We start from the raw sequence: 26,349 nt of genomic DNA, 5'->3' as shown, positions 1-26,349 counted from the left end.
ATGAGGACCTGTCTGCTATCACGGGCCGCATCGGCCGCCACGAAGCCTGCCGCCGCAGGCGAAGCGTCGATGCCACAGGCCAGGTTTGCGAGGCCAGGTCCGCGAGGCCACGTCTGCGACGACAGTCCAAGCCGGGCGGTCTTGCCCCGCGGGGCGGCATGGCCTGTATTTATTCCTGCGGGCGACGGCGCGGTGAAGCGGCGAGCCATCGGGCGGGGACAGACCCGGCGAGGATCCATGCGGCAGGACCCGATGCGGCGACAGGCGATGCGGGCGCCCGATCCGTTCTTCGCGCCCGCCGATTTCCTCCGGCTGACCGAGACGGCCGGCCTGACCGGAAGCTGGGCCTGGCTCTTCGCCTCCGACCGGCAGACCTGGTCGCCCGGCCTGTTTCGCCTGCTCGGGCTCGACCCCGCGCGGACGCGGCCGAGCTACGACCTGCTCACCGCGCTCGTCCATCCCGACGACCGACCCAACCTGGCGAGCGCCGCCGACCTGGTTCAGGGCCACGCCCTGCCCGAGCGCCAGATCCGGATCGTGCGGCCGGACGGGACCCTGCGCACGCTCACGATGCGCACCGAGATGCACCTGACCGCGGAGGGCCGGCCGCGGGCGGCCGCGGGCCTCGTCCTCGACGTGACCGACTCGGCGGCCCTGCTGCGGCTGCGCCGGATCGACCAGCGCCAGCGCAGCGCCTGGTTCGCCGCGACCCGCATGCTGTTCGTCCCCGTCGACCTCGACGGGCGCTTCCGCTTCCCGCCCGAGGCGGCGCAATTCGCCGGACGCCCGATCGAGGAGCTCGACGCCGATCCCTTCGCCGACGTGGTGCCGGAGGAGCGCGCGGCGTTCCGCGAGAGCGTCGCGCGCCGCGCCGCCGGAGGCGTGTTCCACGCCGCGCCGCTGCTCCACCACCGCAACCGTCAGCCCGAGCGGTACCGGGTGCTGTCCGTTCCGGTCCACGACGAGCGCGGCCGCCTGGTCGAGCGCCACGGTCTCGTCTACCCCGCCGCCCTCGCCGCCCCCCTGATGGCGCCCGAGCCCCTGCGCGAGGGCCTGGAGCAGGCGGTGGCGGGCCACCACCTGCGCGCCGCCCGGGCGCTGCTCGACTGGTCGATGACCACCCTGGCGGAGGCGAGCGGCCTGTCGCTCTCGACGGTGCGGCGCCTCGAGGAGGATGCCGAGGGCAACGGCGCCCGCTCCCGCCACAAGGCGATCGCGGCCCTGCGCGGCGCGGGCATCCGCTTCCTCGTCCTCGACGACGGCGCGGTCGCCGTCGCCCGTTCGTGATCCTAAGCAGACTTGCGTTGGCAGGCCAACGCTTCGCCCGCTTAGCTTCTTGTTTTGTCGCAGATTTTTGTCGCAAAACCGGCGGCCACTTTTGCGAAATCTGCTTAGGTCACGGGACGGCCGCGGCGGAGCGGGCCGGGGCGAGCAGCCCGGCCGCGAGGAGGCGCTCGACCGCGAGCGCCGCTCCGGCCGAGGAGAAGTGGCCGGAATCGGCGTAGAGGAACGTATCGCCCTGGGCATAGGGGCAGGTGTCGCCCGCGCAGAGGGCGGCGCGCGGATCGACGAAGGTCGCGCCCGCCGGCAGCGCCGCCCGCAGGGCCTCGTTCAGGGAGCCGGTCTCGACCGGGCGCCAGCGGCCGGCGGCGTCCGGCGGGTCGTGGCGCTGGTGATAGGCCATGAAGGCCGGGTCGAGAGGGAATTCCGGCGATTGCCCGACGACGTGGACGCGGGCCCCGAGGGCAGCGATCTGCGCCACCGTCTCGCGCAGGCGCTCGGGCACGGAGCGGTCGCGCTGCGCGCCCCAGCGGGCCGCCAGCACCACGTGGCGGATCCCGAGCCGGCGGATCAGCGCCAGGGCGTTGTCGTTGAAGGCGCGGCAATGCGGCACGACGTGCGAGGCGGTGCCCAAAGTCGGCTGGCACCCGGCCGCCGTGTACTGGACGAGGCGGCCGGGCAGCCGATCGGCGTGGCGGATCAGGCCCGGCACGTAATGCGCCGCGAAGCTGTCGCCCCACAGCAGCACGCGGTCGTTCCCCGCCATGCCGTCCCCGGCCGCGGTGCGGGTGCAGCCCTCCAGGTCCCAGGCCTGCCAGGTCTGGTCGGCGAACAGGAAGCAGGTGCGGTGGTTCCAGGTCTCGGTGCCGGGGATCGACCGAAGGCGGAAATCCGGGAAGCGGCCGGGCAGGCCGCCGCTCGCCACCCCGGCCCAGCCGAGGCCCGCCATCGCCAGGGTGGCGAGGAGGCCCGAGGCGAAGACCGGGCCGAGCCGTCGCGGCTGCGATCGCACCGGCAGGTGCGGCCGCCGGAAGGGCTGCTCGACGAAGCGGTACGACAGGGTGGCGAGGACGAGCGTCGCGGCAATCACCGCGACCGTCTCGGGGGTGGTGAAGTCGCGCATCAGGGCGATCCGGCCGAGCACGATCAGCGGCCAGTGCACCAGATAGGCCGAGTAGGAGATCAGCCCGACGGCGACGAGGGGAGGGAGCGCCAGCAGGCGGGTCGCCGCCGCGCGGGGGCCCTGCGTCTCGCCGAGGCGGATCAGCAGGGCGGCGCCGAGGCAGGGCGGCAGGGCGCCCGCGCCGGGGAAGGGCGTGGCCTCGGTGTAGAGCAGGGACGGCGCCAGGATGCCCGCGAGCCCGGCGAGGCCGGCGAGCTGACGCAGGACCGGGTGGCGGAGACGCGCCGGCAGCGGGCGCGTCGCGGCGTGCGGCGCCATCGCCAGCAGGGTGCCGACGAGGAGTTCCCAGGCCCGGGTCGGCAGCAGGTAGAAATTCGCCGTCGGCGCGTGGCGGCCGGCATAGAGGCTCAAGCCGAACGAGAGGAGGGCGATCGCCGCGAAGGGCAGCCAGAGCCGTCGCACCCGCAGGCGCACCAGCAACAGCAGCGACACCGGCAGGACGAAGTAGAACTGCTCCTCGACCGAGAGCGACCAGGTGTGCAGCAGCGGCCGGTACAGTGCCGCGGCGTCGAAATAGCCCGAGGCGCGCCAGAAATACAGGTTCGCCACCGACAGGGCCGAGGCCGCCGCGCTGCCGGCGTATTCCTCGAGCTGCGGCGGCAGCAGGATCCAGTACGCCGCCAGCGAGGTCAGGACGAGGGTCGCGACCAGGGCCGGCAGGATGCGCCGGATGCGCCGCGCGTAGAAATCCGCGAGGCCGATCCTGCCGCCGGCGGCCTCCCGCATCAGCCCGCGGGTGATGACGTAGCCGGAGATGACGAAGAACACGTCGACCCCGACGAAGCCGCCCGGCATCCAGGGCGCGCCGACATGGTAGAGGATCACTGCCAGCACGGCGACGGCGCGCAGGCCGTCGATGTCGGGCCGATAGCCCGCGGCCGTCGTCTGCCCGGTCATAGCAGGTTGCATGGTTCGCGCCCTCGAATGACGGCCCGTTGTCGTCGTCCTGCCATGAGTGCGGATTTTCGCTCTCGGCGAGCGAAGGTGTTCAAGCAGGTGTCCGACACGTGCGGGCGTTTTGCTCGTCCTCGGCAGCCGCAATCTAGAAAGATCGTGGGCAAGATGCAGTGCATCCTTTGTTAGTAGGGCGGTCCGGGCTGCGGGATCGTCGATCGTCGATGATGCAGGGTGTGCGGCGCGGATCGGCAGACTGTCCGCATGCGACGAGGCGGAGTATTCGGACACCCGGCGATGCCGGCATCGCAGCGAAACACGCCCGCTCTCCTGCGCGCGGCAGCATTCGGGAGCGGGGGTGAGCGCTCGTGCAGGTGAGCTCAGGCCGATTCGCCGCGAGCTTGACGGTCGAGGTCTGGTCCGGGCCGTCACGACCCCCGCGCGGAATCTTCGTCCCCGGTGTCCTCGTCCGGCTCGGGAGAAGGAAACCTGCTGCATGTCGTGATCGACGAGCTGGAGCGGCCCGGCGCTCCGCAACGGGCTCGGACGAGGACCGGGTCCCGCGCGGCGGCAGGACGGGGTCGACTGCCCGCGGCTTCATCCCCCGAAAGGTGCAGGCCTTTAGAAGTCCGCGTGCAGGCGGGTGCCGAAGAAGTTGGCGGGGCCGCGGTCGCGGTTATAGGCGGGGTTCACCACCAGCTGATAGTTGAACGACACCGTCACCGCCTTGGTGAGGCTGAGCGCGTAGTAGGTCTCGAGGGCGCGCTCCGTCCCGTAGTTCAGGCGCCCGTCGCCGATCAGCAGGCCGAGGCCCCCGTTCGCGAAGAACGCCCGGTGCGACGGCGACAGGCCGTTGATCGCCGCGCCGATGCCGAGCGTGTCGCTGGGCCGCTCCCAGGCGGTGCCCTTGAGCGAGAACCCGCCCGACAGGCTGCGGTCGATGTCGGTGAAGGACAGGCTCTCGTTGCGCCCGTCGGAGACGCTGGCCCGGGCGAACAGGCCGAGATCCGGCGTCAGCGCCTGCTCCAGGTTGATGTAGGCGCCGGTCTTGCGCCGGGGCCGGCGCGTCGCGGCCGCCGCGTCGTTGATGTCGTCGTAGAGCCCGCTCTGGGTCAGATCGACCACCTGGCGGTAATTGGCGGTGTTGCCGACATTGCTGAACAGGCCGATGCGCAGCTTGCCCGGCTGCTCCAGCCCGGGCAGGACGTGGCGCTCCTCGAACTCGATGTTGGTGCCGGCGCGCTCGAACACCCGCGGGTCGAGCACGTCGTTCGAGGGCTGCTTGGGCACCTGGGTGTAGGCGGCCCGGATGGCGAATTCCGGCCTGTTGTACTCGACCATCACGCCTTGGGTGAATCCGGGGAGGTTCGCCGGGAAGTCCCAGGCCGAGGAGCCCCAGATCGACCAGTTCATGAAGTCGACCCGCGGGTCGTGGGCGTAGACGTTGCCGTCGAAGAAGTCGCCCAGCGCGAACTTGCCGGCCACCACCGTGACCCGCTCGATATCGCGGGTCATCGCCACCTGGTTGACGCCGTCCGGCACGTCCTCCGTCGCGCCGCCGAGGCCGAAGGTCTGGCGGACGAAGTAGCGGTTCGAGCGCAGCTTGGGGAACGGCGCGCCGGCCTTCTGGGCCTCGCCGTTGACGAAGCCGGCGACGCCGAGCGTGCGCGACAGGCCGAAGCCCTGGGAGAATTCCGGGTTGTAGTAGAGCTCCGTGCTGTCGGTCAGCTTCACGCCGAGGAACAGGGTCGCGGTGGTGGTGGACTGGACCTGGTTCGGGACCAGGCTGTTCTCGCCGCGATAGGGCGCGCGGAAGCCCGGCACGCCCTGGGTCACGAAGGTGGTCTGGCCGTGGAAGGAATAGCGGCCGGTGTCGCGGCTCGCCGGCGCGTCCTCGGCCACCTCCGCCGGCAGCTTCAGGCCGTAGGGATACCAGGACAGCCGCGCCATCATCTGGTGCGAGGAGAAGGCGGCCTGCGTCGTCACGGGCCCGAGGCCCGGCACGCTGCCCAGATCGAAGCGGCCGGAGCGGCCGAGATCGACGTAGCGGTAGTCGAGGCCGAGCGCGAGGTTCGGGGTGATGGCGTATTGCACGCCGGCGCCGAGGGTGAAGCCGAGGAACGACAGGTCGCGCCGCGCGCTCGCCACCGCGCCGGTGGCGAGGTCCGGATAGGTCGCCAGCACCCGCGCATTGGCCCCGGCGAGCCCGAAGGTGGCGTAGACGAGGTAGCTTTCGAACGAATAGCCGAGGCGGGCGCGGAGCGCGCCGTAGAGATCGGTCTTGCCGCGGATCACGCTGAAGGGCGGGTCGACATCCTCGTAGCCGAAGCCGACGACCGTCGAGGGCACCGGTCGCTTGAGGTTGGCCCCGTAGAGGTCCGCCTCCAGGCCGTAGAGATACGGCCCCGTCTGCCAGTTGTAGCCGCCGAACAGCCCGCCGACCGCCGTGGTGGCGGTGCGGCCGGTATCCGAGCGCCGCGTCGAGTCGCCGCTCTGGAAGGCCGGGATGGTCCGGCCGCCGATCGTGCTCGGCCCGAAGCGGTAATTGCCGAACGAGGCGCCGGCGCTGCCCTCGATCCCGAGATAGGGGCCGGACCAGTCGACGAAGGTGGGCGTGGCAGGGGCGGGAGGGCGCAGGTCGGCCGCCTGCGCGAGGCCCGCGCAAAGCCCGAGTGCCACCCCGATCCCCGCTCCGCCCATCCGCCGCATCGCCCACGTCCCCTGCTGTTCCGGCGCCAGGTATAGCCAATGCTATAATCCTGGCAACCGGCCACGCTTGTCCGGGATGGCGTCTACGGTTTCCGTGACGGGAATGTCACGGCCGCGCCGTCATGAACGGCTTCTCAACCGTTCAGGAGCCCGCGGGCGGCGAGGTTGCGCATCAGCGCCGCCGCCCCGAAGGTCCAGGGCTCGCAATCCTGGCAGTGGCGCATGCGGTTGACCAGCGCCCCGAGGCCCGGGCTGCGGATCACCACCCGGTCGCCGACCTTGTGGGTGAAGCCCTGGCCCGGGGCGCCGCGGTCCTCGACCGGCGCGAACATCGTGCCGAGGAAGAGCACCGCGCCGTCCGGGTACTGGTGGGTCCCGCCCATCATCGCCGCGACGAGGTCGGCCGGGTCGCGGCTGATCTCGGCGAGGGGCGAGGTCCCGGCGAGGGTGAACCCGTCCTCGCCCGTCACCTCCAGGCTCACCACCGTGCGGCGGACATGGTCGAGGCTGAAAGCCTCGTCGAACAGGCGCACGAACGGCCCGAGCGCGCAGGAGGCGGCGTTGTCCTTGGCCTTGCCCAGCAGCAGGGCCGAGCGGCCCTCGAAGTCGCGCAGGTTGACGTCGTTGCCGAGCGTCGCCCCGACGATGCGCTGGTCGGAGGCGACCACCAAAGCCACTTCCGGCTCCGGGTTGTTCCACTGCGAGCCCGGATGCAGGCCCGCCTCCTGGCCGCAGCCGACGGAGGAGAGCGGCTGCGCCTTGGTGAAGATCTCGGCGTCGGGGCCGATGCCGACCTCGAGGTACTGGCTCCAGGCGCCTTGCGCCACGAGCACGCTCTTCAGCGCCATCGCCTCGGGCGAGCCGGGCTTCAGCCGGCGCAGGTCGTTGCCGACGAGGCGCCCGACCTCGACCCGGATCGCCGCCGCGGCGTCCGGGTTGCCGCGGGCCCGCTCCTCGATCACCCGCTCCAGCATCGAGACCGCGAAGGTCACGCCGGCGGCCTTGACCGCCTGGAGGTCGATCGGCGCCAGGAGCCAGGGCTTGGAGGCGTCGCGGGTGTCCGGGGGCGTGTTGGCGAGCACCGCGTCGAGGGGGCCGACCGTCTCGCCGGCGGCGCCCCGCAGGGCGCTCGCCGGGTCGGGCGTCTCGCACAGGTCGCGGATGGTCGGGAAGGCGCGGGTGATGTCGACGAGTTCCGGCCGCCCGTCGGCGCCCGGCCGCACCGCGACGGTGCTCGGGCCGTTCAGCTCCGGCCGCCAGACGCGGCCGGCCAGCGCACCGGCGAGGCCGTCCTCCGGCAGAATGGCGTGGGCATCGAAGGTGTCGAGAATCGGCTGCATGGTCTGGTCTCCTCCCGGGGCCGGCGCCCGTTCGGCGGGCGCGCGGCATCGAGAGGAGACCTAAGCCGATCGGGTGCGGCGGGAAAGCGGATCCTGCCGGCTTCTCCCGACGGAATCGACGCCCGCGGTCGTCCCGGCGCCGCGGCCGCCGCGCACGGGCCATGAAACACCCGGGCTGGACTTCACCGGGGATGGGCGACGGATGTGGTCAGGCCGCGTCCGGGCGGCAGGCCAGGACCTGCCGGAGCGCCTGATCGGCGGGGACCGGGCGGCCGAGATGGTAGCCCTGCACGAACGGGCAGCCCAGAATCCGCAGGCTGGCGAGGTCCTCGGCGGTCTCGACGCCCTCGGCCACCACTTCGAGGCCGAGGGCCCGGCCGAGACCCAGCACCGCCTGGACCAGCCCGCGCTTGTCGTCCGAGGCCGACAGGCCGGTAACGAGGCTGCGGTCGATCTTGACCCGGCCGGCCCGCAACTGGCGCAACGAGGCCAGCGACGAGTAGCCGATGCCGAAATCGTCCAGCGCCACCCGGATCCCGGCACGGGAGAGGGCCGCGAGCTTGCCCTGCACCGCCTCGATGTCGAGGGCGGTCTCCTCGGTGATCTCGATCTCGAGGAGGGCGGGGGCCAGCCCGAGCGCCCGCAGGCGGTCGAGCACGATCTCGTCGACCGGGATCTGCGCCATCTCCCGCGGCGAGACGTTCATCGCCACCCGGATGTCGGGGACGCCGCCGGCCCGCAGGGCCTGCATCGCGCCGCAGACCTGCTCCAGGATGAAGCGCAAGAGCGACTCGGTCAGGCCGGCCCGGGCGGCGGCGGCGACGATCTCGCCCGGCGGGATCCAGCCGTGGACCGGGTGGTTCCAGCGCACCAGGGCCTCGAGGCCGGCGACGCGGCGGCCGCCCTCGCCGAAGATCGGCTGGAACCAGACCGCCAGGCCGTTCTCGGCCAGCGCGTGGGAGAGGTCGCGCTCGCTGTCGCGCCGCATCTCCAGGCGTCCGCGCAGGCCCTCGTCGAAGATCCGGAAGCGGTTCCGCCCGGCGGCCTTGGCGGCGTAGAGCGCCTCGTCGGCGCAGGTCAGCATCTCGGTCAGGCTCGGCCCGTGGGCGTGGCACAGGCCGATGCTGATGCCGAGGCGGCCGGTATCGAAGCTCTCGAACGGCTCGACCACGGCCTGGATCAGCGCCGCCGCGAGATCGGCCGGCGACGGGCCGGCGGCGGGATCGTACAGGACCGCGAACTCGTCGCCGCCGAAGCGGGCCGCCAGCGCCTCCGCCGGCAGGGTCCGGCGCAGGCGCCGCGCCACCTCGATCAGCACGCGGTCGCCGGTCGAGTGGCCGTAGACGTCGTTGACCGACTTGAAGCCGTCGAGGTCGAGCAGCATCAGGCAGGCCGCCGGCCCCGGACGCAGGATCCGCGCTTCCGCTCCTTGCGCGAAGCCGGCCCGGTTCATCAGCCCGGTGAGGGCGTCGTGGGTGGCGCGCCGGCGCATCTCGTCGGCCAGCGCGCTCGCGGCCGCATGCGCCTCCTGGCGGGCGCGGGCGAGCGCCGTCGCCTCGTTCTTCAGCCGGGAGGTGCGGCGAAAGCCCCGCTCGGTCTCGACGGCGCTGCGCAGGAGCGCCGCGAGGTAGAGCAGCACCGTGAAGGCGAGTCCGATCCGGTCGATCTCGCCGGCGACGGCGAGGCAGCCGGCCACCGTCAGGAGCGGCGGCGTGATGAAGCTCGCGGGAATCGCCGCGAAGGCCATGCCGTGGGTGACGGCTCCGGCGGTGATGCCGCAGACGACCACGAGGTAGAACAGGGTCTGGGGCGCCGTGTAGCCGTCGCACAGGAGCGCCACCAGCGACCAGACCAGGCCCGACAGGAAGGCCGTCAGGGTAGCGAGGCGCAGGTGCCGGTCGATCGCGCGCGCACCGGCTCGTACCTGCTCGGGCGGCGCGCCCTCGGGGACGGCGAGGCCGGCGCAAGGGGCCCGGCACAGGCCGAAGCGGGTGAGGTTGACGACCGACGACACCGCGAACCACGCGAGGCCGGCGGCGGCGTGCCCGGCCTGCGCGGCGACGAGGGCGCTGGTGGCGCCGAGGATCGCGTTGACCGGCATCGCGTGCCGGACGCTGCGGCGCACCGCGTCGAGCTGGTCGCGCCGGATCGAGGCGCGCAGGTCCGGGCCGTCGCCCGGCATGTCGGAGCCTGGTCCCTGGCTGCCTGGTCCTGACATGTCACCTCGGTGGGTCAACCCTGCTGCCGTAACAGCGGATGGTAAAGAATCGTTGACCACGGTTCGGGTCAAGCCGGCCGGGGTCAATACGGCCAAGGTCATGGCACCAGGCGTCACCGTACCGGAGCGAGGACCGCCCCTGGCATGGCCCGTCGCGTGATGCCGCGGCGGAACGGTGGCCGAGCCTGGCGGTTAATTGCATCACGAGAGCGCGAGGAGGCATCATGCGGAACGTGGCGAAGGCGGCTGTGGTGGCGGTCGTGACGCTGATGGGCGTCGGCGCGGCCGAGGCGAAGGGCTGCATCAAGGGCGCGATCATCGGCGGCATCGCCGGACATTACCTGGCCGAGCGCGGCGTCGTCGGTGCGGTGGCGGGCTGCCTCGCCGGCCGGGCGCTCGCCAAGCGCGGGGCCCAGCGCGACGTCGATTACGGCGCCCGCGTGCGCCCGCGCGACGGCTACGGCCCGGCCCGGGGCTACAATTACTGAGGCTCGGCGTCCGGCGGTCCCTCGACCGCCGGGACCACCCGCCCTGCGATGGCGGGCGGCGAATCCGCCGGCGCGGCGATCCGTCCCGTGCCGGCGCGTCCGCTCGCCCCATCTGTTCCCGCATCCGTCACGCGGGCGAACCTGAACACGCATGGCCGTCTTCTTCACCGCCGACACGCATTTCGGCGATGCCCACATCCTGCGCCAGCGCGGCCGCCGGTTCGCCTCGCTCGCGGAGCACGACGAGACCCTGGTGGCGAACTGGAACGCCGTGGTCGGGCCCGAGGACGAGGTCTGGCACGTCGGCGACTTCGCGGCCCATGCCGAGCGCGAGCATTGCGCGGCGGTCTTTTCCCGGTTGAACGGCGTCAAGCGCCTGGTCCGCGGCAACCACGACAGCAATCGCGTGCTCGACCTGCCCTGGGCCGACCCGCCGGTCGAGAGCGCGCGGATCACCCTGCGGGAGGACGGCCGCGAGTGGCGGCTGTTCCTCGCGCACTACGCCCACCGGGCCTGGCCCGGCCTGTGGCGCGGCACCCGGCACCTCTACGGGCACACCCACGGCACGCTGCCCGACACCATCCGCTCCTGCGATGTCGGGGTCGATGCCTGGGAGTACCGTCCGGTGCGCCTCGCGGCGCTCGCCGCGCGCCAGGACGCCGCGACGCTGGTGCCGGAGGAACTGGCCCGGGACCGGGCGCGGGAGGAGGCCGCCCGCGCGGCGGGCGGCGATTGAGAGTGTCGAGTCAAAGAGTTTTTCCCCACCCACGACCTCATCCTGAGGCGCCGCGTAGCGGCCTCGAAGGAGGCCTCCAGAAGCCTCTGCGATCCCTGGAGGCCTCCTTCTAGGTCAGTCGATCTGCGATCGTGCGCGATCTCCGATCGCCGACACCTCAGGATGAGGGGGTGGATGGGGGAAACGGAGCCCATCGGGCTCCGGGCCGGCGATCACCCGCCGATGTTGTACGCCGCCAGCGCCGCCATGTTGACGAGGTCGGAATCGGTCGCCCCGAGCGGGACGATCTGCACCGCCTTGTCGAGGCCGACGATCAGCGGCCCGAGCACCTGGGCGCCGCCGAGCTCCTGCAGCATCTTGGTGGAGATCGAGGCCGAGTGGAAGGCCGGCATCACCAGGACGTTGGCCGGCTGCTTGAGGCGGCTGAACGGATACTGGGCGAGCAGGTCCTTGTTCAGCGCCACGTCGGCCGCCATCTCGCCGTCATACTCGAAGTCGACCCGCATGCCGTCGAGGATCTTGACTGCCTCCTGCACCTTCTCGGCGCGCTCGGCCTTGGGGAAGCCGAAGGTCGAGAAGGACAGCATCGCCACCCGCGGCTCGTAGCCGAGGCGGCGCGCCACGCCCGCCGCCTCGATGGCGATGCCGGCGAGCTCCTCGGCGCTCGGCATCTCGTGGATCGCCGTGTCGGCGACCAGCACCACGCGGCCGCGGGCGAGGCAGAGCGAGATGCCGATCACCCGGTGGCCGGGCTTGTGGTCGATGACCCGGCGCACGTCCTCGAGGGCGATCGAGTAGTTGCGGGTGGTGCCGGTCACCATCGCGTCGGCGTCGCCGAGGGCCACCATCGAGGCGGCGAAGTGGTTGCGGTCCTGGTTGATCAGGCGCTGGCAGTCGCGGAACAGGTAGCCCTTGCGCTGCATCCGGGCGTAGAGGAACTGCGCGTAGACGCTGTTGCGGTGCGACTTCGCGGCGTTGTGGATCTCGATGTTGTCGCGGCCCGAGAGGTCGATGCCGGCGGCCTCGGCGTTCGCCATCACCCGGTCCTCGCGGCCGACCAGGATCGCGGTACCGAGGCCCTGGTTGACGAACGACACCGCGGCGCGGATCACCACCTCCTCCTCGCCCTCGGCGAAGACGACGCGCTTGGGGAACTTGCGCACCCGCTCGAACACCCGGTTGAGGGTGCCGGCGACGGGGTCGCGCCGCGCCGAGAGCTGGGCCCGATAGCGGTCCATGTTGTCGATGGGCTTGCGGGCGACGCCGGTCTCCATCGCGGCCTTGGCCACCGCCGGCGGCACGGTGTGGATCAGGCGGGGATCGAACGGCACCGGGATGATGTACTCGCGCCCGAAGCGCGGCCGCGCGCCCTGGTAGGCCGCCGCGACCTCGTCCGGCACGTCCTCGCGGGCGAGCGCGGCGAGCGCCTGCGCCGCCGCGATCTTCATCTCCATGTTGATCGTGGTCGCGTGCACGTCGAGCGCGCCGCGGAAGATGTAGGGGAAGCCGAGGACGTTGTTGACCTGGTTCGGGTAGTCCGAGCGCCCGGTCGCCACGATGGCGTCGTCGCGGACCTGGGTCACCTCCTCGACGGTGATCTCCGGATCGGGATTCGCCATCGCGAAGATGATCGGCTGCGGCGCCATCGAGGCGATCATCTCAGGCGTGAAGGCGCCCTTGACCGACAGGCCGAACACGATGTCGGCGCCGTCCATCGCCTCGGCCAGCGTGCGCTTCGAGGTCGCGACCGCATGGGCCGACTTCCACTGGTTCATGCCCTCGGTGCGGCCCTGGAACACCACGCCCTTGGTGTCGCACAGGATCACGTTCTCGGAGCGGAAGCCCAGCGCCTTGACGAGCTCGATGCAGGCGATGCCCGCCGCCCCCGCGCCGTTGACGACGAGGCGGGCCTCGGAAATGTCGCGGCCGGTCAGGTGCAGGGCGTTGATGATGCCCGCCGCCGAGATGATCGCGGTGCCGTGCTGGTCGTCGTGGAAGACCGGGATGTCCATCAGTTCCCGCAGGCGCTCCTCGATGATGAAGCACTCGGGGGCCTTGATGTCCTCCAGGTTGATGCCGCCGAAGGTGGGTCCGAGGTAGCGCACGCAGTTGATGAACGCGTCGGCATCCTCCGTCCCGACCTCGAGGTCGAAGGAGTCGATGTCGGCGAAGCGCTTGAACAGGACCGCCTTGCCCTCCATCACGGGCTTCGAGGCGAGCGCGCCGCGGTTGCCGAGGCCGAGGATCGCGGTGCCGTTCGAGATCACCGCCACGAGGTTGCCCTTGGCGGTGTAGTCGTAGGCCAGCGCCGGATCGTCGGCGATGGCGAGCACCGGCACGGCGACGCCGGGCGAATAGGCGAGCGACAGGTCGCGCTGCGTCGCCATCGGCTTCGTCGCCACCACCTCCAGCTTGCCCGGGCGGCCCTGCTGGTGGAATTGCAGCGCCTCCTGGTCGGTGAAGGTCGGGCGCTTGCGGCGGGTGACGGGACGGGACTCGCTCATGCCAAGCTCTTCTTTCGGCGACGGTTCACGCTGACGGCGGGACCCGTCCCTTAGGGCCATGATCCGACCGGCTCAAGCGGAGCTGCGGCGCCGACGAGCAGTCTGGCGCTATTTTCAGCGGGGACGACCATCCCCATCTTCCCCGTAGTGCCGGCCTGGAGCCTGGCCGCCGGCCTCTGTTAGTCTGGCCGACTAGGATCGCCGCGGATCCGATTTCAGCCCAAGGTCACCGGCCCGAGATCTCATGACGATGGACAGCGACACCGGCCGCCTCCTGCGCGACGAGCCCTTCGACTTCGCCGAGGCCCCGCCGCCGCCCGCCCGCGGCCGGCGCGCCGCTCCCGCCGACGACCAGGCCAAGGTCTCGCCGATGATGGCGCAGTACATCGAGATCAAGGCGGCGAACCCCGATTCCCTGCTGTTCTACCGCATGGGGGACTTCTACGAGCTGTTCTTCGAGGATGCCGAGATCGCCTCGCGGGCCCTCGGCATCGTGCTCACCCGCCGGGGCAAGCATGGCGGCGCCGACATCCCGATGTGCGGCGTGCCGGTGGAGCGCTCGGACGATTATCTCCAGCGCCTGATCGGGCTCGGCCACCGGGTCGCGGTCTGCGAGCAGACCGAGGATCCGGCCGAGGCGAAGAAGCGCGGCGGCAAGTCGGTGGTGCGGCGCGAGGTGGTGCGCCTCGTGACGCCGGGCACCATCACCGAGGACCGCCTGCTCGATCCCGGCCGGGCCAACGTGCTCCTGGCGCTCTCGCGCCGGCGCGCCTCGGATTCGAGCTGGGCCTACGGTCTCGCCGCCGTCGACATCTCGACCGGGCGTTTCTCCCTCGGCGAGGTCGAGGGCACGGGGCTTTCAGCCGAGATCGCCCGGCTCGACCCGCGCGAGATCGTGATGGCCGACGCCATCCACCAGGATCCCGACCTCGCGCGCCTGTGGCGCGACACCCGCGCCGCCGTGACGCCGGTCGGCCGCGGCGACGTCGATCCGGCCTCCGCCGAGCGGGCGCTCAAGGAGCAGTTCGGCGTCCAGACCCTCGACGGCTTCGGCACCTTCAGCCGGGTCGAGATCGCGGCGGCGGGCGCCGTCCTGCACTACATCGCCCGCACGCAGCTCGGCGCCAAGGTGACCTTGAGCCCGCCGGCCCGCCAGGCCGCCGGCGCGAGCCTGATGATCGACGCGGCGACGCGCCAGAACCTCGAACTCACCCGCACCCTGTCGGGCGAACGGGCCGGGAGCCTGCTCGCCGCCATCGACCGCACGGTGGGCGGGGCCGGCGCGCGACTCTTGGCCGAGCGGCTCGCCGGTCCCTCGACCGACCTCGCGCTGATCCGGCGCCGCCACGACGCGGTGGAGTTCCTGGTGGGCGAGGGTGGCTTGCGGGCCGAACTCCGGGCCGAGCTCGCCCGCGCGCCCGACATGGCCCGGGCGCTGACCCGGATCGGGCTGGGCCGCGCCGGTCCCCGCGACCTCGCGGCGCTCCGCGACGGGTTGCTCGCCGCCCGCGGCATCGCGACGGCGCTGGCCGGGGCCGGCGCGCTGCCGGGCGAGATCGGCAAGGCCGCCCGCATCCTCGCCGGGCTCGACGAGGGGCTCGCCGACGAGCTGGCCGGCGCGCTCGCCGACGACCTGCCGCTCCAGCGCCGCGACGGCGGCTTCGTGCGCGAGGGCTACCGGGCGGAACTCGACGAATCCCGCACGCTCCAGCGCGATTCGCGCCAGGTGGTGGCCGGGCTCCAGGCCCGCTACGCGTCCGAGACCGGCTGCCGGACGCTCCGGATCAAGCACAACAACCTGCTCGGCTACTACATCGAGGTGCCGCAGGCCTTCGGCGAGACCCTGCTGAAGGATCCCTGGCGCGCCACCTTCGTCCACCGCCAGACCATGGTGGACGCGATGCGCTTCACCAGCGTCGAGCTGGGCGAGCTGGAGACGAAGATCGCCAACGCCGCCGGGCGCGGCCTTTCCCTCGAACTCGAGATCTTCGAGACCCTGTCCAAGGCCGTGATGGCCGAATCCGATTCGATCGTCGCGGCGGCGAGCGCGCTGGCGGCCCTCGACGTCGCCGCCTCGCACGCGGAACTCGCCGTCGAGCTGAACTGGACGAGGCCGGTCGTCGACGACGGGCTCGCCTTCCGGATCGAGGGCGGGCGCCACCCGGTCGTCGAGGCGGCCCTGACCCGTGCCGGCGAGGCGTTCATCGCCAATGCCTGCGATCTCTCCGGCGACAAGGCCGGTCAGATCCTCCTCGTCACCGGCCCGAACATGGGCGGCAAGTCGACCTTCCTGCGCCAGAACGCGCTCATCGCCGTGCTCGCCCAGATGGGCGCCTACGTGCCGGCGGCCTCGGCCCATCTCGGCCTCGTCGACCGGCTCTTCTCCCGCGTCGGCGCCGCCGACGACCTGGCGCGCGGCCACTCGACCTTCATGGTCGAGATGGTCGAGACCGCCGCGATCCTCAACCAGGCGACCCGCCGCTCGCTCGTGGTGCTCGACGAGATCGGCCGCGGCACCGCGACCTTCGACGGCCTCTCGATCGCCTGGGCCTGCCTGGAGCACCTGCACGGCGCCAATGGCTGCCGGGCCCTGTTCGCGACGCATTTCCACGAGCTGACCGCGCTCGCCCAGCGCCTCGACCGGCTCTCCAACGCCACCCTCAAGGTGACCGAGTGGAAGGGCGACGTGGTCTTCCTGCACGAGGTGGTGCCTGGCGCCGCCGACCGCTCCTACGGCCTCCAGGTCGCACGGCTGGCCGGCCTGCCGGCACCGGTGATCGCGCGCGCCAAGGCCTTGCTCGCCGAGCTGGAACGGGGGGAGGGCGGTTCCGGCCGGCGGAAAGCCCCCGCCGACTTGCCCCTCTTCTCCGCGATGCCCGCCGCCCCGCCGCCGGCCCCGGTGGTGGTGGAGACGCCCGACCCGGTCGGCCTGATGCTCGACGGGATCGACCCGGATTCCTTGAGCCCGCGGGAGGCGCTGGACACGCTCTATCGGCTCAAGGCGGCGCGTCGAGAGGGGTGAGCGGAGTGCCTCTGATGGGTGCGGCAATCACCGCCGTCCCCACCCGGCCGCGCTGCGGCCGGGTGGCTCCGTCGCATCGATCGTACACCGTCGTTGATGACTCGTCATTTGATCGATCGCAAAATAGTGTCTATTGCGGGATTTGATCGTCCATTGGCGGTAACTGAAAGTTTTCCTGCGGTCGAACCGCTTCGACTCCTGCAACGCTCTTGAAGGCCGCGATCTGCCCAATATCGCTTGTGCCAAAAATTGTCCTGAAGCGTGGAATTGTCTTTAGTATGTGCAGCCCTTTAGCTTCAAGAGACTTGGCAACCTCCTTGATGTCGGCGTGATTTTCATCTTCGACCATAATGACCATTCCAATGTCTGTCATGGCAGTTCTCCATCTTGACATGGCATATAGCGTCAATGTCGGTCGATTCGACCCCGCGCGCAAGCTGGCGCGAGGCCTCATGCTCGTTTGCCCGACTCGATCTCTCGCGTCGTCCGTCGGCTGGCCGTCGGCGCGGGCGAAGCGTGTCTCACGCGACGATCTTCGACCGGTGACGGCGAGAGGGAGTTTGGATGCGGTCGGGCGCGCGGAGCCACGCGCTCCGCGCGGGTTCAACGAAAGATGACGGCGATAACCTTCGGAATCCCTATCAGACGCCGACGCTCCGGAGAGCCTGGACGAGGCCGTGGCCATAATCGCGCGCCGGGCCGATCTCACGTGCGGCGGCGATCAGCGCCTGCCGCAGGCTGGCACCACGCAGGGATGGGCTCGACTCGGCGAGCAGCGCCGCGACGCCGGCGATGTGCGGGCAGGCCATGCTGGTGCCCTGTAGGGTACGCGACTGTCGGGGCTCGGGGAAGGCCGAGTAGACCGACATGCCCGGCCCGACGAGATCGAGCGCCTTCCCGTCCTCGTTCACCGCTCCGCAGGAGAAGGGGGCGACCTTGAGCCTTGGATCGACGGCTCCCACGGCCATGATCGACGGGGAGTTGGCTGGCGCACCGATGGGGGCGATGTAGCCGTAGTCGCGGGCGCTCTCGTTGCCGGCGGCCGCGATGATCAGGCAGTTCTCCTTGAGCGCCGCGCGCCCGGCGCGCTCGTAGAGGGAGTCGAAGGTTTCGTTCGGCCGCGTCGGCCGGCCGGCGGACATCGAGATGACGGCGCATTTCTGGTCGATCGCCCAGTTCATGCCGTCGACGACATCGAACTCGGCCCCGGCGCCGCGATCGTCGAGGACCTTGCCGATATGAAGTTCGACGTCCGGCGCCACGCCGTAGCGCCGGCCGACCTTCGACACGGCCGGCCCGGCGAGGGTGCCAGCCGTATGGGTGCCGTGTCCTTGAACGTCCTGTACCGAGTGGTCCGGTACGAAGCTCTGGCTGACGATCGCACGCCCGGCGAAATCGGGATGATGGAAATTGAGACCGGTAGCGAGGACCGCCACCCGCACCCCCTTGCCGGTGTAGGGCGTGCGATCGGCGCCGACGGCCTGAAGACCCCAAGTGAACTGGTCGGTGTCGGCAAAGGCCGCCGCCTCGGCTGCCGCCCTCTCGGCCGCTGCTGTCACGGGTGCAGCCGCCTCGGGAAAGCCGTTCGCCAGGATCGAGAGCCCCTCCCGAACCCACGCCGCGTAGCGCCGCTCGAGTTCATTGATCGCGAAGAGATAGAATTCCGGTCGCACCTCCTTCACGCCGCTCTCGGCCCGGAGGCTCGCCATGCGTGCGCCGATGCCGTCCTGGGGTTGGATGACCGCGACCTTGAATCGTTCGATGATAGCACCGCCCTCCGGAGCGGCGGCGCCTGGCTCCTGTAGTCGCGTATCCCCGATCTCGCGCATGTCGAATGTGCGGATGCCGGTTCGGTTCTCGATGAGTGTCTGCGCCTGTGCCGTTTCGATGCTGGTATCGAAGGTGACGATGTAACGTCCAGTTGGCTGCGGACGGGGCGGTTCTGGAAAACTGTTTTTCAAAGTCATAGCTTGATCTCTTTCGTCAATAAATTGACGGAAGATGCGATATCATGCTGATATTATGTGCATCAAGTGAAAAACAATTAGATTTATTACTTGATTATATTAGAGATATAGATAGTATTTGATATCTAGAAAATGAAGATGGAGAGAAAATATCTTATCATCGGTCCGTATTGATCTTTATATTGATAATAATCAAAAGAGTTCGATCACATCTGTTGGGCTCGCGACCTAAGGCGCCAGGACCACCCCATCCGGCGCCTCCGTCGGCGCCCCGCCGTGATACCGCCCCGCCACGTAGGCCAAAGCCGCGCGGATCACCCGCTCGGAATAGGGCTTGGCGATGATCCCGGCCGCTCCCGCGAAATCCGGCGGCACGCGCTTGGCGTTGGCGGTGGTGAAGAGCACCGTGGTGCCCGCCTGCGCGCTCAGGGCCTGCGCCACCGCGACGCCGGTCGGGCCGTCGGCGAGGTGGATGTCGACGAGGGCGATGTCGGGGGAGAGGTCGCGGGCGAGCGCGATCGCCTCGCCCGAGCGGGTCGCGACGCCGACCGGGACGTAGCCGGCCTCCTCCAGCAGGCATTCGAGTTCGAGGGCGATGAACGCCTCGTCCTCGACGATCAGGACCCGCAGGCCTCCCGCGCTCAATGCCCGCCGCCCAGCGGGAGGACCACCTGGGCGCGTGTGCCGGGCTCCAGGTCTTCGAGAGTGAGGCTGCCGCGCAGCTGGCGCACCAGCATGCCGACGAGGTCGCGGCCGAAGCCCTCGGGATTGTCGGGTTGGCTCCCCAAGCCGACGCCGTCGTCGCGGACCTCGAGGATCAGGCGCTCGCCCTCCGCCCGCGCCGTGATGGCGACGTGGCCGCTCCGGTCGCCCGGGAAGCCGTGCCGGACCGCGTTGACGGCGAGCTCGTGCACCAGGAGGGCCAGGGGCGCGGCCATCGAGGCCGGCACCGCCACCGCCGCGACGTCGACCGTGAGGGCGATGCGGTCCGGGTCGAGCCCGGCTTCGAGGTCGGCGGCGAAATCGGCGGCGAAGTCGCGCAGGTCGAACCGGGCGACGTCGCTCACCGCGTAGAGCAGGCGGTGGGCGGTGGCGAGCGCGCCGATCCGGTCGGCCATGCTGCGCAGCACGTCGCGGCAGGCCGGGTCGCGGGCCCGCCGCGCCTTGAGCAGCACGAGGGAGGAGATGACCTGGAGGTTGTTCTTCACCCGGTGGTCGACCTCGTGCAGCAGGGCGGTCTGCTGGTCGAGGGCGGTCTGGAGCGCCCGGTTGCGCGCCTCGAGGTCGTGGGCGAGGCCGTCCTTCTCCCGCGACAGCGTCCGCTCGGCCTGGCGGGTCCGGGTGACGTCGGTGAGCACCGCGAAGTAGGAGCGCAGGGCGCCGGTCTCGTCCCGCACCGGGGTGAGGGTCATGTCGTTCCAGAACGGATGCCCGTCCTTGCGGTAGTTCAGGAGATCGACCCGCACGGGCTCGCCCCGGGCCACCGCGTCCCGCACCAGGTCGATCACCGAGGGGTCGGTGTCGGGACCCTGCAGGAAGCGGCAGTTGCGGCCGATCACCTCGTCGGCCGCGTAGCCGGTCAGTCGGCAGAAGGCGTCGTTGGCGAACACGATCGGGTTGTCGGGGAGCGCGGGGTCGGTCATCACCATCGGCGTCGCACTGGCGCGGAAGGCGGCCAGGAAGGGCGCATCCGCGGAGGATGCATCCCGGGACGACGCCCCCGGAAGTGATGACTCGTCCCCGCGTATCGTCCTCGTCCCGGCCTGCCTCGGAGCGTCCAACCCGATCATCCGCAACCCGCCCGTCCGCGGCTCGGCTCCGCCGGGACGATCCGCGGCGGAGCGGGGCCGTGGCCCCATCCGACTCAGCGAACCCGCGACCCGGGGCGGGGTTCCCGATGGTCACGTAAGCTGCGGTGGACGCAATGTTAATTCTTCATCCATCATGATCCCGCCCACATGCTGGGGTCGACTCCGCGGCGTTGGCCGCAGGCCGAAGAGGACGACGAGCGCGATGACCAAGACGGCCGGGAGAGAGGGCACGGGCTGGCTCGCCCGCACCCGCGCCACCCTGCGGGACGTGGCGGCGGACCGGCGGATGGCCCTGATGCTGGTGCTCGGCTTCGGTGCCGGGCTGCCGATCCTGCTCGTCTTCGCCACCCTGTCGGCCTGGCTGCGCAGCGCCGGCATCGAGCGCTCGAGCATCGGGCTCCTCAGCTACGTCTCGCTCGCCTACACGCTGAAGTTCCTCTGGGCCCCCGTCATCGACCGGATCGACCTGCCGGTGCTGTCGCGCTGGCTCGGCCGGCGCCGCGCCTGGATGCTCGTGTCGCAGCTCGCGGTGGCGGCCGGCCTGATTGCGATGAGCCGGGGCGATCCGGCGGGCGACCTCGGCTACACGGTGCTCTGCGCCCTCGTCATCGCCTTCGCCTCGGCGACGCAGGACATCGTGGTCGACGGCTGGCGCATCGATTCCGCCCCGACCGAGCGGCAGGGCATGATGCTGGCCTCCTACCAGCTCGGCTACAGCCTCGCCCGCATCTGCGCCGGGGCGGGCGCGTTGTTCGTCGCCGACGCCTTCGGCTGGGCGCCGGCCTATGGCAGCATGGCGCTCCTGATGGGGCTCGCCATCGCCGGCACGCTCGCGGCGCCGAAGGTACCGGGACGGGATCCCGGGCCGCGGCGCGGCTGGCGCCACTCCTTGCGCGAGGCGGTGGTCGATCCCTTCGCCGACCTGATGCGCCGCAAGGGCTCGGGGCTGGTCCTGATCCTGGCGCTCATCACCGTCTACCGCCTGCCCGACATCGTCTCGGGCATCATGGCGAACCCGCTCTACATCGACATGAAGTTCTCGCTCTCCGAGATCGCCACGGTCTCGAAGGTCTACGGCGTCTGGGTCGGCATCGCCGGGGCCTTCGCGGGGGGCATCGCGGTGAGCCGGCTCGGCCTCTACCCGGCGCTCCTGATCGGCGGCATCGCGGCCTCGGCCTCGAACCTGATGTTCGCCTGGCTGGCGCTGGCCGGCCACGACCTGCCGCTGCTCGTCGCCAGCATCAGCATCGACAATTTCGCCGGCGCCTTCGCCGGCACGGCGCTCATCGCCTACATGTCGAGCCTGACCTCGCCGGCCTTCGCGGCGACGCAGTACGCGCTGCTCTCCTCGCTCTACGCCCTGCCGGGCAAGTTCGTCGGCGGCCTGTCGGGCTTCGCCGTCGAGTCGCTCGGCTACCCGGCCTTCTTCGTCATGACCGCGGCCGTCGGCATTCCGGTGACCGTGCTGTGCCTGGGGCTTCGGATGCTGCCCGGGGAGGTGGAGCCGGCGCCGCCGGAGGAACTGCCGGCCCGGGCCTGACGGGCTGGGCGGCGCCCCTTGCGGAACCCGCCCCCGGCGCCCCAGCTTTAATCCCGAGCCTGTTTGTCCGCGAGGGAGCGCCCGTGTCCGAGATCGTCGCCGTCGAGCCCGCCCCGTCCCCCGTCCCGGTCGGGGCGCCGGAGCCGTTGAGCGCCGAGGACCGCGGCGCCTTACGCCGGGCGGTCGCGTCCCTGGAGCGCCCGAGCCTCGCCGGCCGGCTCTCGGCCATGGCCGGCGCCCCTCTCGACCTGATCACCCGCGCCCTGCCGACCCCCGTCGTCGACGCGGTCGGCCACGCCACCGAGACGGCGATGCGCGGCGCCCTGCACGTGGCGCTCGCGACCCTGCCGAAGGCGGCCGATGCCGCGTCGGAGGGGGCCTCATCGGAGGGAGCTTTGGCGCCCCTCGGCCCCGACCTGTCGCCGTCCTGGCGCGCCAAAGCGATGGAGCTTCTGGAGCGCTTTCCCCCCGGCGACCGCGGCCACAAGGCGCTGGCGGCGGTCTCGGGCGCCATCGGGGGCGCCTTCGGCCTCTCGACCCTCGCCGTCGAACTGCCGCTCTCCACCACCCTGATGCTGCGCTCGATCGCCGAGATCGCCCAGCGCGAGGGCGAGGATCTGGGCGATCCGGAGGCCGCGCTCGCCTGCATGCAGGTCTTCGCGCTCGGCGGCCGCGGCTCGACGCAAGCCGACGGCGCGGCCGGGAATGCCGCCGAGAGCGGCTACTTCGCGGTGCGCGGCGCGCTCGCCAAGGCGATGTCGGAGGCGGCCCGCTACGCCGCCGGCCGCGGCCTCCTCGACGAGAGCGCCCCGGCGCTGATGCGCTTCGCCGGCCAGGTCGGCGCCCGCTTCGGCGGCGTGGTGTCGCAGAAGCTCGCCGCCCAGGCGGTTCCGGTGCTCGGCGCCCTCGGGGGGCGGCCGTCAACACCGCCTTCATGGACCATTTCCAGGCGATCGCCCGCGGCCACTTCACCGTGCGGCGGCTGGAGCGCCGCTACGGCAAGGCGGTGGTGCGGGAGGCCTACGAGGCGGAGCGGGCCGCGCTCGGCGCCGCGTAGCGGCTCCTACCCGCGCGCGCCGTAACGATCCTTCAGCAGGGCGTAGACGAGCCGAGCGGTCTGCACCTCGCCACCCTCCGGCCGGCCGGGCTTCGTGCTCGGGTTCCAGCCGTAGAGGTCGAGATGGACGTGGGCCTTCGCCGCCGGCGCGAAGCGGCGCAGGAACAAGGCCGCCGTCACCGCCCCGGCGAAGGGGCCCCCCGAGACGTTGTTGAGGTCGGCGATCTTCGAATCGAGCAAGGCGGCGTAGGGCGCCCAGAGCGGCATGCGCCAGACCGGATCGTGGACCGAGAGACCGGTGGCGGTCAGCTCGGCCGCCAGCGCGTCGTCCTCGGTGAAGAGGGCCGGCAGGTCGGGGCCGAGCGCCACCCGGGCGGCGCCCGTCAGCGTCGCGAAGTCGAAGACCAGTTCGGGCGAATCCTCGTCGGCGAGGCTGAGCGCGTCGGCGAGGATCAGCCGCCCCTCCGCGTCGGTGTTGCCGATCTCGACGGTCAGACCGCGCCGGCTCGCCAGCACGTCGCCGGGGCGGAAGGCGTCGCCGGCGACCGCGTTCTCGACCGTCGGGACGAGCACCCGCAAGCGGATCGGGAGCCCGGCCCCCATCACCATCTCGGCGGCGGCGAGCGCCACCGCGGCGCCGGCCATGTCCTTCTTCATCAGCAGCATCGCGGCCGAGGGCTTGATGTCGAGCCCCCCGGTATCGAACACCACGCCCTTGCCGACGAGGGTGACGCGCGGCGCCGCCGGATCGCCCCAGGTCACGTCGATCAGGCGGGGTGCCCGCGGCGAGGCCCGGCCGACCGCCGCGATGAGCGGGAAACCCTGCTCCAGCGCCTCGCCGGAGATCACCGCGATGGACGCGCCGAAGCGCTCGGCCAGGGCGCGAGCCGCCGCCTCGATCTCCGCCGGGCCGAGGTCGTTCGCCGGCGTGTTGACGAGGTCGCGGCCCGCCGCCACCGCGTCGGCGATGCGGTCGATCTCGGCGGCATCCACGCCGTCGGGCGCGACCAGCCGGGCCTTCACGGCCGGCCGCTCGCGGTAGCGGCCGAAGCGGTAGCCGGCGAGCCGCCAGGCGAGCGCCGCGAGGGCCGGATCGCCGGGCGGATTCTCGAGGCGGTAGGTTCCCGCGGGCAGGGCATCGGGCAGGCGTCCGATCGCGAAGGGATCGGCCCGGCCGGCCGCCTCGACCCCGAACAGCACCAGGGCCAGCGCCCCGTCCGGCCCCGGCAGCAGGGCGGTTCGGCCGGGCTTGGCCTCGAACCCGGACGCCGCCGCGAAGGCCGCGGCCAGCGGCGGCAGCGCGGCGGCCACGGCCGGCCATCCGGCGGCGTCGACGCAGCGGATCGGGATGGCGTCCTCGGTCGCGGGCAGGAGCGTGGTCACGCGGGGCATCCCCTCCATCGAAAGGCCGGAGGGGGAGCCAAGACGCGACGCTTGTCAATGCTCGGGCCGCCCGCGCCCGGAGCGTGAAGCAAGCCGTCGCAGGACCGCCCTGGCGTGGTCCCGCCGCCCCCTAGACCCGCTCGAAGGTCAGATAGGTGGGCCGCCGTCCCTCCGCCGTGGTCTTGGCCTCGTAGCGGGTGCCGGGCCATTCCGGCCAGGGCGTGGTCCAGTCGGCGCTGCGGGTCGCGGTCCAGCGCAGGGCGCGGCAATTCGCAGCGCGCACCAGGGTCCAGCCGGCGTAGTCGTCGATGTCCGAGGCGAAGCGGAACTCGCCGCCGGGCACCAGCACCCGGGCGATCTCGCGCAGGGATTCGTCCGAGACGAAGCGGCGCTTGCGCTGCCGGCGCTTCGGCCAGGGATCGGGATAGAGCAGGAACACCCGCCCGATGCTGGCATCGGGCAGGCGCGGCAGCAGCTCCATCGCGTCCCGGTCCCACAGCCGGACGGTGTCGATCGCCTCGTCGTCGAGGGTGCGCAGGAGTTTCACCAAGCCGTTGACGAAGGGCTCGCAGCCGATGATGCCGGTGCCCGGATTGAGCCGGGCCTGGGCCGCGAGGTGCTCGCCGCCGCCGAAGCCGATCTCGAGCCAGGTCTGCGTGACCGGGCGGGGGAAGAGGGCGGCCGGATCGAGGGCGCCGCTCTCGGGCAGGCGCAGGCGGGGCAGGAGGGCGGCGAGGCGCTCCTCCTGGCCGGGACGCAGGCGCTTGCCCTTGCGCCGGCCGTAGAAGGCGCGGGCCCGCTCAGGCGCCGCGTCGGTATCGTGGTCGTCCATGGTGTCCCGGTGCCGAAATGGGTGTGTGGACGCCCCGTTAATGCATTTTCCGACCAAGTGGATACCGGTTGGGCGAAGAAAATGCGGCAAAATCAAAGACCGAGAGCAGCGCCCGATCGCAACGTCATCGGGCGCTGCTCTCGCACCGGGGCGCCGGATCAGGCGAGCGCGCTCTTGAGCTGGCCGATGAGGTCGGTGCGCTCCCACGAGAAGCCGCCGTCGGCATCCGGCTCGCGGCCGAAATGGCCGTAGGCCGAGGTGCGGGCGTAGATCGGCTTGTTGAGGCCGAGATGGGTGCGGATGCCGCGGGGCGACAGGTCGACGAGCTGGCCGAGGACCGATTCGAGCTTGGCCTCGTCGACCTCGCCGGTGCCGTGCAGGTCGACGTAGATCGACAGCGGCTTGGCGACGCCGATGGCGTAGGCGAGCTGGATCGTGGCCTTGCGGGCGAGGCCGGCGGCGACGACGTTCTTGGCGAGGTAGCGCGCCGCGTAGGCCGCCGAACGGTCGACCTTGGTCGGGTCCTTGCCCGAGAAGGCGCCGCCGCCGTGGGGGGCCGCACCGCCGTAGGTGTCGACGATGATCTTGCGGCCGGTCAGGCCGGCGTCGCCGTCGGGGCCGCCGATCACGAACTTGCCGGTCGGGTTGACGTGCCACACCGTCCCGTCGGTGATCCAGGACTCAGGCAGCGCCGCCCGGATGTAGGGCTCGACGATCGCGCGCACGCCGGCCGAGTCGAGCGACTCGTCGAGGTGCTGGGTCGAGAGCACGATCTGGGTCGCCTCGACCGGGCGGCCGTCGACGTAGCGCACGGTGACCTGGCTCTTGGCGTCCGGGCCGAGCTTGGCCGCCGCGCCGACCCCGCTCTTGCGGGCATCGGCCAGGTCCTTGAGGATCTTGTGGGCGTAGTAGATCGGCGCCGGCATCAGGGCGGGGGTCTCGTCGGTCGCGTAGCCGAACATGATGCCCTGGTCGCCCGCGCCCTCGTCCTTGTTGCCCGCGGCGTCGACGCCGACGGCGATGTCGGCGGACTGGGCGTGCAGGTAGATGGCGACGTCGTTGTTCTTCCAGTGGAAGCCGTCCTGCTCGTAGCCGATGTCCTTGACGGCCGCGCGGGTCAGCTCCTCGAGGTCGCGGAAGGTGACCGAGTCGGGGCCGCGCACCTCGCCCGCGATGACGATGCGGTTGGTGGTCGCCAGGGTCTCGACGCCGAGGCGCGCCTCCGGCATCACCGCGAGGTAGGCATCGACCACGGTGTCGGAGATGCGGTCGCAGACCTTGTCCGGATGGCCCTCGGAGACCGACTCGCTCGTGAACAGGTAGTTGGAACGCGGCATGGCGTGCGGAGCCCTCAACGATCTCGTCGAGCGCGGCGCGCAGGCCG

The 26,349-nt window shown here is 71.5% G+C and carries 17 protein-coding genes and 1 pseudogene; 6 read left to right on the top strand and 12 right to left on the bottom strand.

Going from position 1 to position 26,349, the window contains the following annotated elements; genetic code table 11:
- Window positions 1–237: 237 nt before the first annotated feature.
- Window positions 238–1,287 carry a PAS domain-containing protein gene (locus DK412_RS29750; protein WP_245447352.1) on the top strand — a complete coding sequence of 350 codons (1,050 nt, stop codon included), beginning with the start codon at window positions 238–240 and terminating at the stop codon, window positions 1,285–1,287.
- Window positions 1,288–1,396: 109 nt separating this feature from the next.
- Here the strand turns inward: DK412_RS29750 and DK412_RS31490 are convergent, their stop codons facing one another.
- The 4 genes from DK412_RS31490 to DK412_RS29730 form a co-directional block, all read right to left on the bottom strand.
- The gene (locus tag DK412_RS31490) at window positions 1,397–3,361 is read right to left on the bottom strand and encodes an acyltransferase family protein (RefSeq protein ID WP_162596349.1); all 1,965 of its coding nucleotides are present in this window, start codon (window positions 3,359–3,361) and stop codon (window positions 1,397–1,399) included.
- A gap of 618 nt (window positions 3,362–3,979) precedes the next feature.
- Window positions 3,980–6,067 carry a carbohydrate porin gene (locus DK412_RS29740; protein ID WP_109974945.1) on the bottom strand — a complete coding sequence of 696 codons (2,088 nt, stop codon included), beginning with the start codon at window positions 6,065–6,067 and terminating at the stop codon, window positions 3,980–3,982.
- Window positions 6,068–6,201: 134 nt separating this feature from the next.
- On the bottom strand, window positions 6,202–7,407 hold the full coding sequence (locus DK412_RS29735; protein ID WP_109974944.1) for a fumarylacetoacetate hydrolase family protein: 1,206 nt from the start codon (window positions 7,405–7,407) through the stop codon (window positions 6,202–6,204).
- Between the two features lie 208 nt (window positions 7,408–7,615).
- A complete protein-coding gene (locus tag DK412_RS29730; protein WP_109974943.1) occupies window positions 7,616–9,589 on the bottom strand; it encodes an EAL domain-containing protein in 1,974 nt (657 codons plus the stop codon).
- Window positions 9,590–9,849: 260 nt separating this feature from the next.
- Between DK412_RS29730 and DK412_RS29725 the strand changes: the two genes are divergently transcribed.
- The gene (locus DK412_RS29725) at window positions 9,850–10,113 is read left to right on the top strand and encodes a hypothetical protein (protein ID WP_109974942.1); all 264 of its coding nucleotides are present in this window, start codon (window positions 9,850–9,852) and stop codon (window positions 10,111–10,113) included.
- A 151-nt stretch (window positions 10,114–10,264) separates the two neighbouring features.
- Window positions 10,265–10,849 carry a metallophosphoesterase gene (locus DK412_RS29720; RefSeq protein WP_109974941.1) on the top strand — a complete coding sequence of 195 codons (585 nt, stop codon included), beginning with the start codon at window positions 10,265–10,267 and terminating at the stop codon, window positions 10,847–10,849.
- Window positions 10,850–11,061: 212 nt separating this feature from the next.
- Here the strand turns inward: DK412_RS29720 and DK412_RS29715 are convergent, their stop codons facing one another.
- Window positions 11,062–13,353, bottom strand: a complete 2,292-nt coding sequence (locus DK412_RS29715) for an NADP-dependent malic enzyme (protein ID WP_109974940.1) — start codon at window positions 13,351–13,353, stop codon at window positions 11,062–11,064.
- A gap of 244 nt (window positions 13,354–13,597) precedes the next feature.
- Between DK412_RS29715 and mutS the strand changes: the two genes are divergently transcribed.
- Window positions 13,598–16,375 carry a DNA mismatch repair protein MutS gene (gene mutS / locus DK412_RS29710; protein WP_109974939.1) on the top strand — a complete coding sequence of 926 codons (2,778 nt, stop codon included), beginning with the start codon at window positions 13,598–13,600 and terminating at the stop codon, window positions 16,373–16,375.
- A gap of 130 nt (window positions 16,376–16,505) precedes the next feature.
- Here mutS and DK412_RS30485 read toward each other — a convergent pair whose 3' ends face one another.
- From DK412_RS30485 to DK412_RS29695, 4 genes are all read right to left on the bottom strand, one after another.
- A complete protein-coding gene (locus DK412_RS30485; protein WP_162596348.1) occupies window positions 16,506–16,748 on the bottom strand; it encodes a hypothetical protein in 243 nt (80 codons plus the stop codon).
- Window positions 16,749–17,016: 268 nt separating this feature from the next.
- The gene (locus DK412_RS29705; protein WP_109974938.1) at window positions 17,017–18,342 is read right to left on the bottom strand and encodes a S8 family serine peptidase; all 1,326 of its coding nucleotides are present in this window, start codon (window positions 18,340–18,342) and stop codon (window positions 17,017–17,019) included.
- Between the two features lie 228 nt (window positions 18,343–18,570).
- A complete protein-coding gene (locus DK412_RS29700) occupies window positions 18,571–18,987 on the bottom strand; it encodes a response regulator (protein WP_109974937.1) in 417 nt (138 codons plus the stop codon).
- The gene (locus tag DK412_RS29695) at window positions 18,984–20,021 is read right to left on the bottom strand and encodes a PAS domain-containing protein (protein WP_280954000.1); all 1,038 of its coding nucleotides are present in this window, start codon (window positions 20,019–20,021) and stop codon (window positions 18,984–18,986) included. Before DK412_RS29695 ends, DK412_RS29700 begins: the two co-directional genes overlap by 4 nt.
- Window positions 20,022–20,355: 334 nt before the next feature.
- Between DK412_RS29695 and DK412_RS29690 the strand changes: the two genes are divergently transcribed.
- Window positions 20,356–21,693: an AmpG family muropeptide MFS transporter gene (locus tag DK412_RS29690; RefSeq protein WP_109974935.1), complete on the top strand. Its 1,338-nt coding sequence runs from the start codon at window positions 20,356–20,358 to the stop codon at window positions 21,691–21,693.
- 83 nt (window positions 21,694–21,776) lie between these two features.
- A pseudogene (locus DK412_RS29685) lies at window positions 21,777–22,750 on the top strand (EcsC family protein).
- Window positions 22,751–22,756: 6 nt separating this feature from the next.
- Here the strand turns inward: DK412_RS29685 and DK412_RS29680 are convergent.
- The 3 genes from DK412_RS29680 to metK all read right to left on the bottom strand — a co-directional run bounded on the left by DK412_RS29680 (window position 22,757) and on the right by metK (window position 26,302).
- Window positions 22,757–24,133 (bottom strand): leucyl aminopeptidase family protein, encoded by a 1,377-nt coding sequence (locus tag DK412_RS29680; RefSeq protein ID WP_245447350.1) that lies wholly within the window; start codon window positions 24,131–24,133, stop codon window positions 22,757–22,759.
- A 130-nt stretch (window positions 24,134–24,263) separates the two neighbouring features.
- Window positions 24,264–24,965: a tRNA (guanine(46)-N(7))-methyltransferase TrmB gene (locus DK412_RS29675; RefSeq protein WP_109974933.1), complete on the bottom strand. Its 702-nt coding sequence runs from the start codon at window positions 24,963–24,965 to the stop codon at window positions 24,264–24,266.
- A gap of 158 nt (window positions 24,966–25,123) precedes the next feature.
- Window positions 25,124–26,302, bottom strand: a complete 1,179-nt coding sequence (gene metK, locus DK412_RS29670; protein WP_109974932.1) for a methionine adenosyltransferase — start codon at window positions 26,300–26,302, stop codon at window positions 25,124–25,126.
- Window positions 26,303–26,349: the final 47 nt, after the last annotated feature.

The sequence above is a fragment of the Methylobacterium sp. 17Sr1-1 genome (assembly GCF_003173775.1).
Classification (GTDB): Bacteria; Pseudomonadota; Alphaproteobacteria; order Rhizobiales; family Beijerinckiaceae; genus Methylobacterium.
The sequence above is the reverse complement of the archived record's forward strand: the minus strand, read 5'-3'. Positions and strand labels throughout refer to the sequence as shown.

Excerpts from the sequence above, each read along its gene's own strand:
- DK412_RS29750 (WP_245447352.1), top strand. The coding sequence starts at position 238 with ATGCGGCAGGACCCGATGCGGCGACAGGCGATGCGGGCGCCCGATCCG.
- DK412_RS31490 (WP_162596349.1), bottom strand. The coding sequence starts at position 3,361 with ATGACCGGGCAGACGACGGCCGCGGGCTATCGGCCCGACATCGACGGC.
- DK412_RS29740 (WP_109974945.1), bottom strand. The coding sequence starts at position 6,067 with ATGCGGCGGATGGGCGGAGCGGGGATCGGGGTGGCACTCGGGCTTTGC.
- DK412_RS29735 (WP_109974944.1), bottom strand. The coding sequence starts at position 7,407 with ATGCAGCCGATTCTCGACACCTTCGATGCCCACGCCATTCTGCCGGAG.
- DK412_RS29730 (WP_109974943.1), bottom strand. The coding sequence starts at position 9,589 with ATGCCGGGCGACGGCCCGGACCTGCGCGCCTCGATCCGGCGCGACCAG.
- DK412_RS29725 (WP_109974942.1), top strand. The coding sequence starts at position 9,850 with ATGCGGAACGTGGCGAAGGCGGCTGTGGTGGCGGTCGTGACGCTGATG.
- DK412_RS29720 (WP_109974941.1), top strand. The coding sequence starts at position 10,265 with ATGGCCGTCTTCTTCACCGCCGACACGCATTTCGGCGATGCCCACATC.
- DK412_RS29715 (WP_109974940.1), bottom strand. The coding sequence starts at position 13,353 with ATGAGCGAGTCCCGTCCCGTCACCCGCCGCAAGCGCCCGACCTTCACC.
- mutS (WP_109974939.1), top strand. The coding sequence starts at position 13,598 with ATGACGATGGACAGCGACACCGGCCGCCTCCTGCGCGACGAGCCCTTC.
- DK412_RS30485 (WP_162596348.1), bottom strand. The coding sequence starts at position 16,748 with ATGACAGACATTGGAATGGTCATTATGGTCGAAGATGAAAATCACGCC.
- DK412_RS29705 (WP_109974938.1), bottom strand. The coding sequence starts at position 18,342 with ATGACTTTGAAAAACAGTTTTCCAGAACCGCCCCGTCCGCAGCCAACT.
- DK412_RS29690 (WP_109974935.1), top strand. The coding sequence starts at position 20,356 with ATGACCAAGACGGCCGGGAGAGAGGGCACGGGCTGGCTCGCCCGCACC.
- DK412_RS29675 (WP_109974933.1), bottom strand. The coding sequence starts at position 24,965 with ATGGACGACCACGATACCGACGCGGCGCCTGAGCGGGCCCGCGCCTTC.
- metK (WP_109974932.1), bottom strand. The coding sequence starts at position 26,302 with ATGCCGCGTTCCAACTACCTGTTCACGAGCGAGTCGGTCTCCGAGGGC.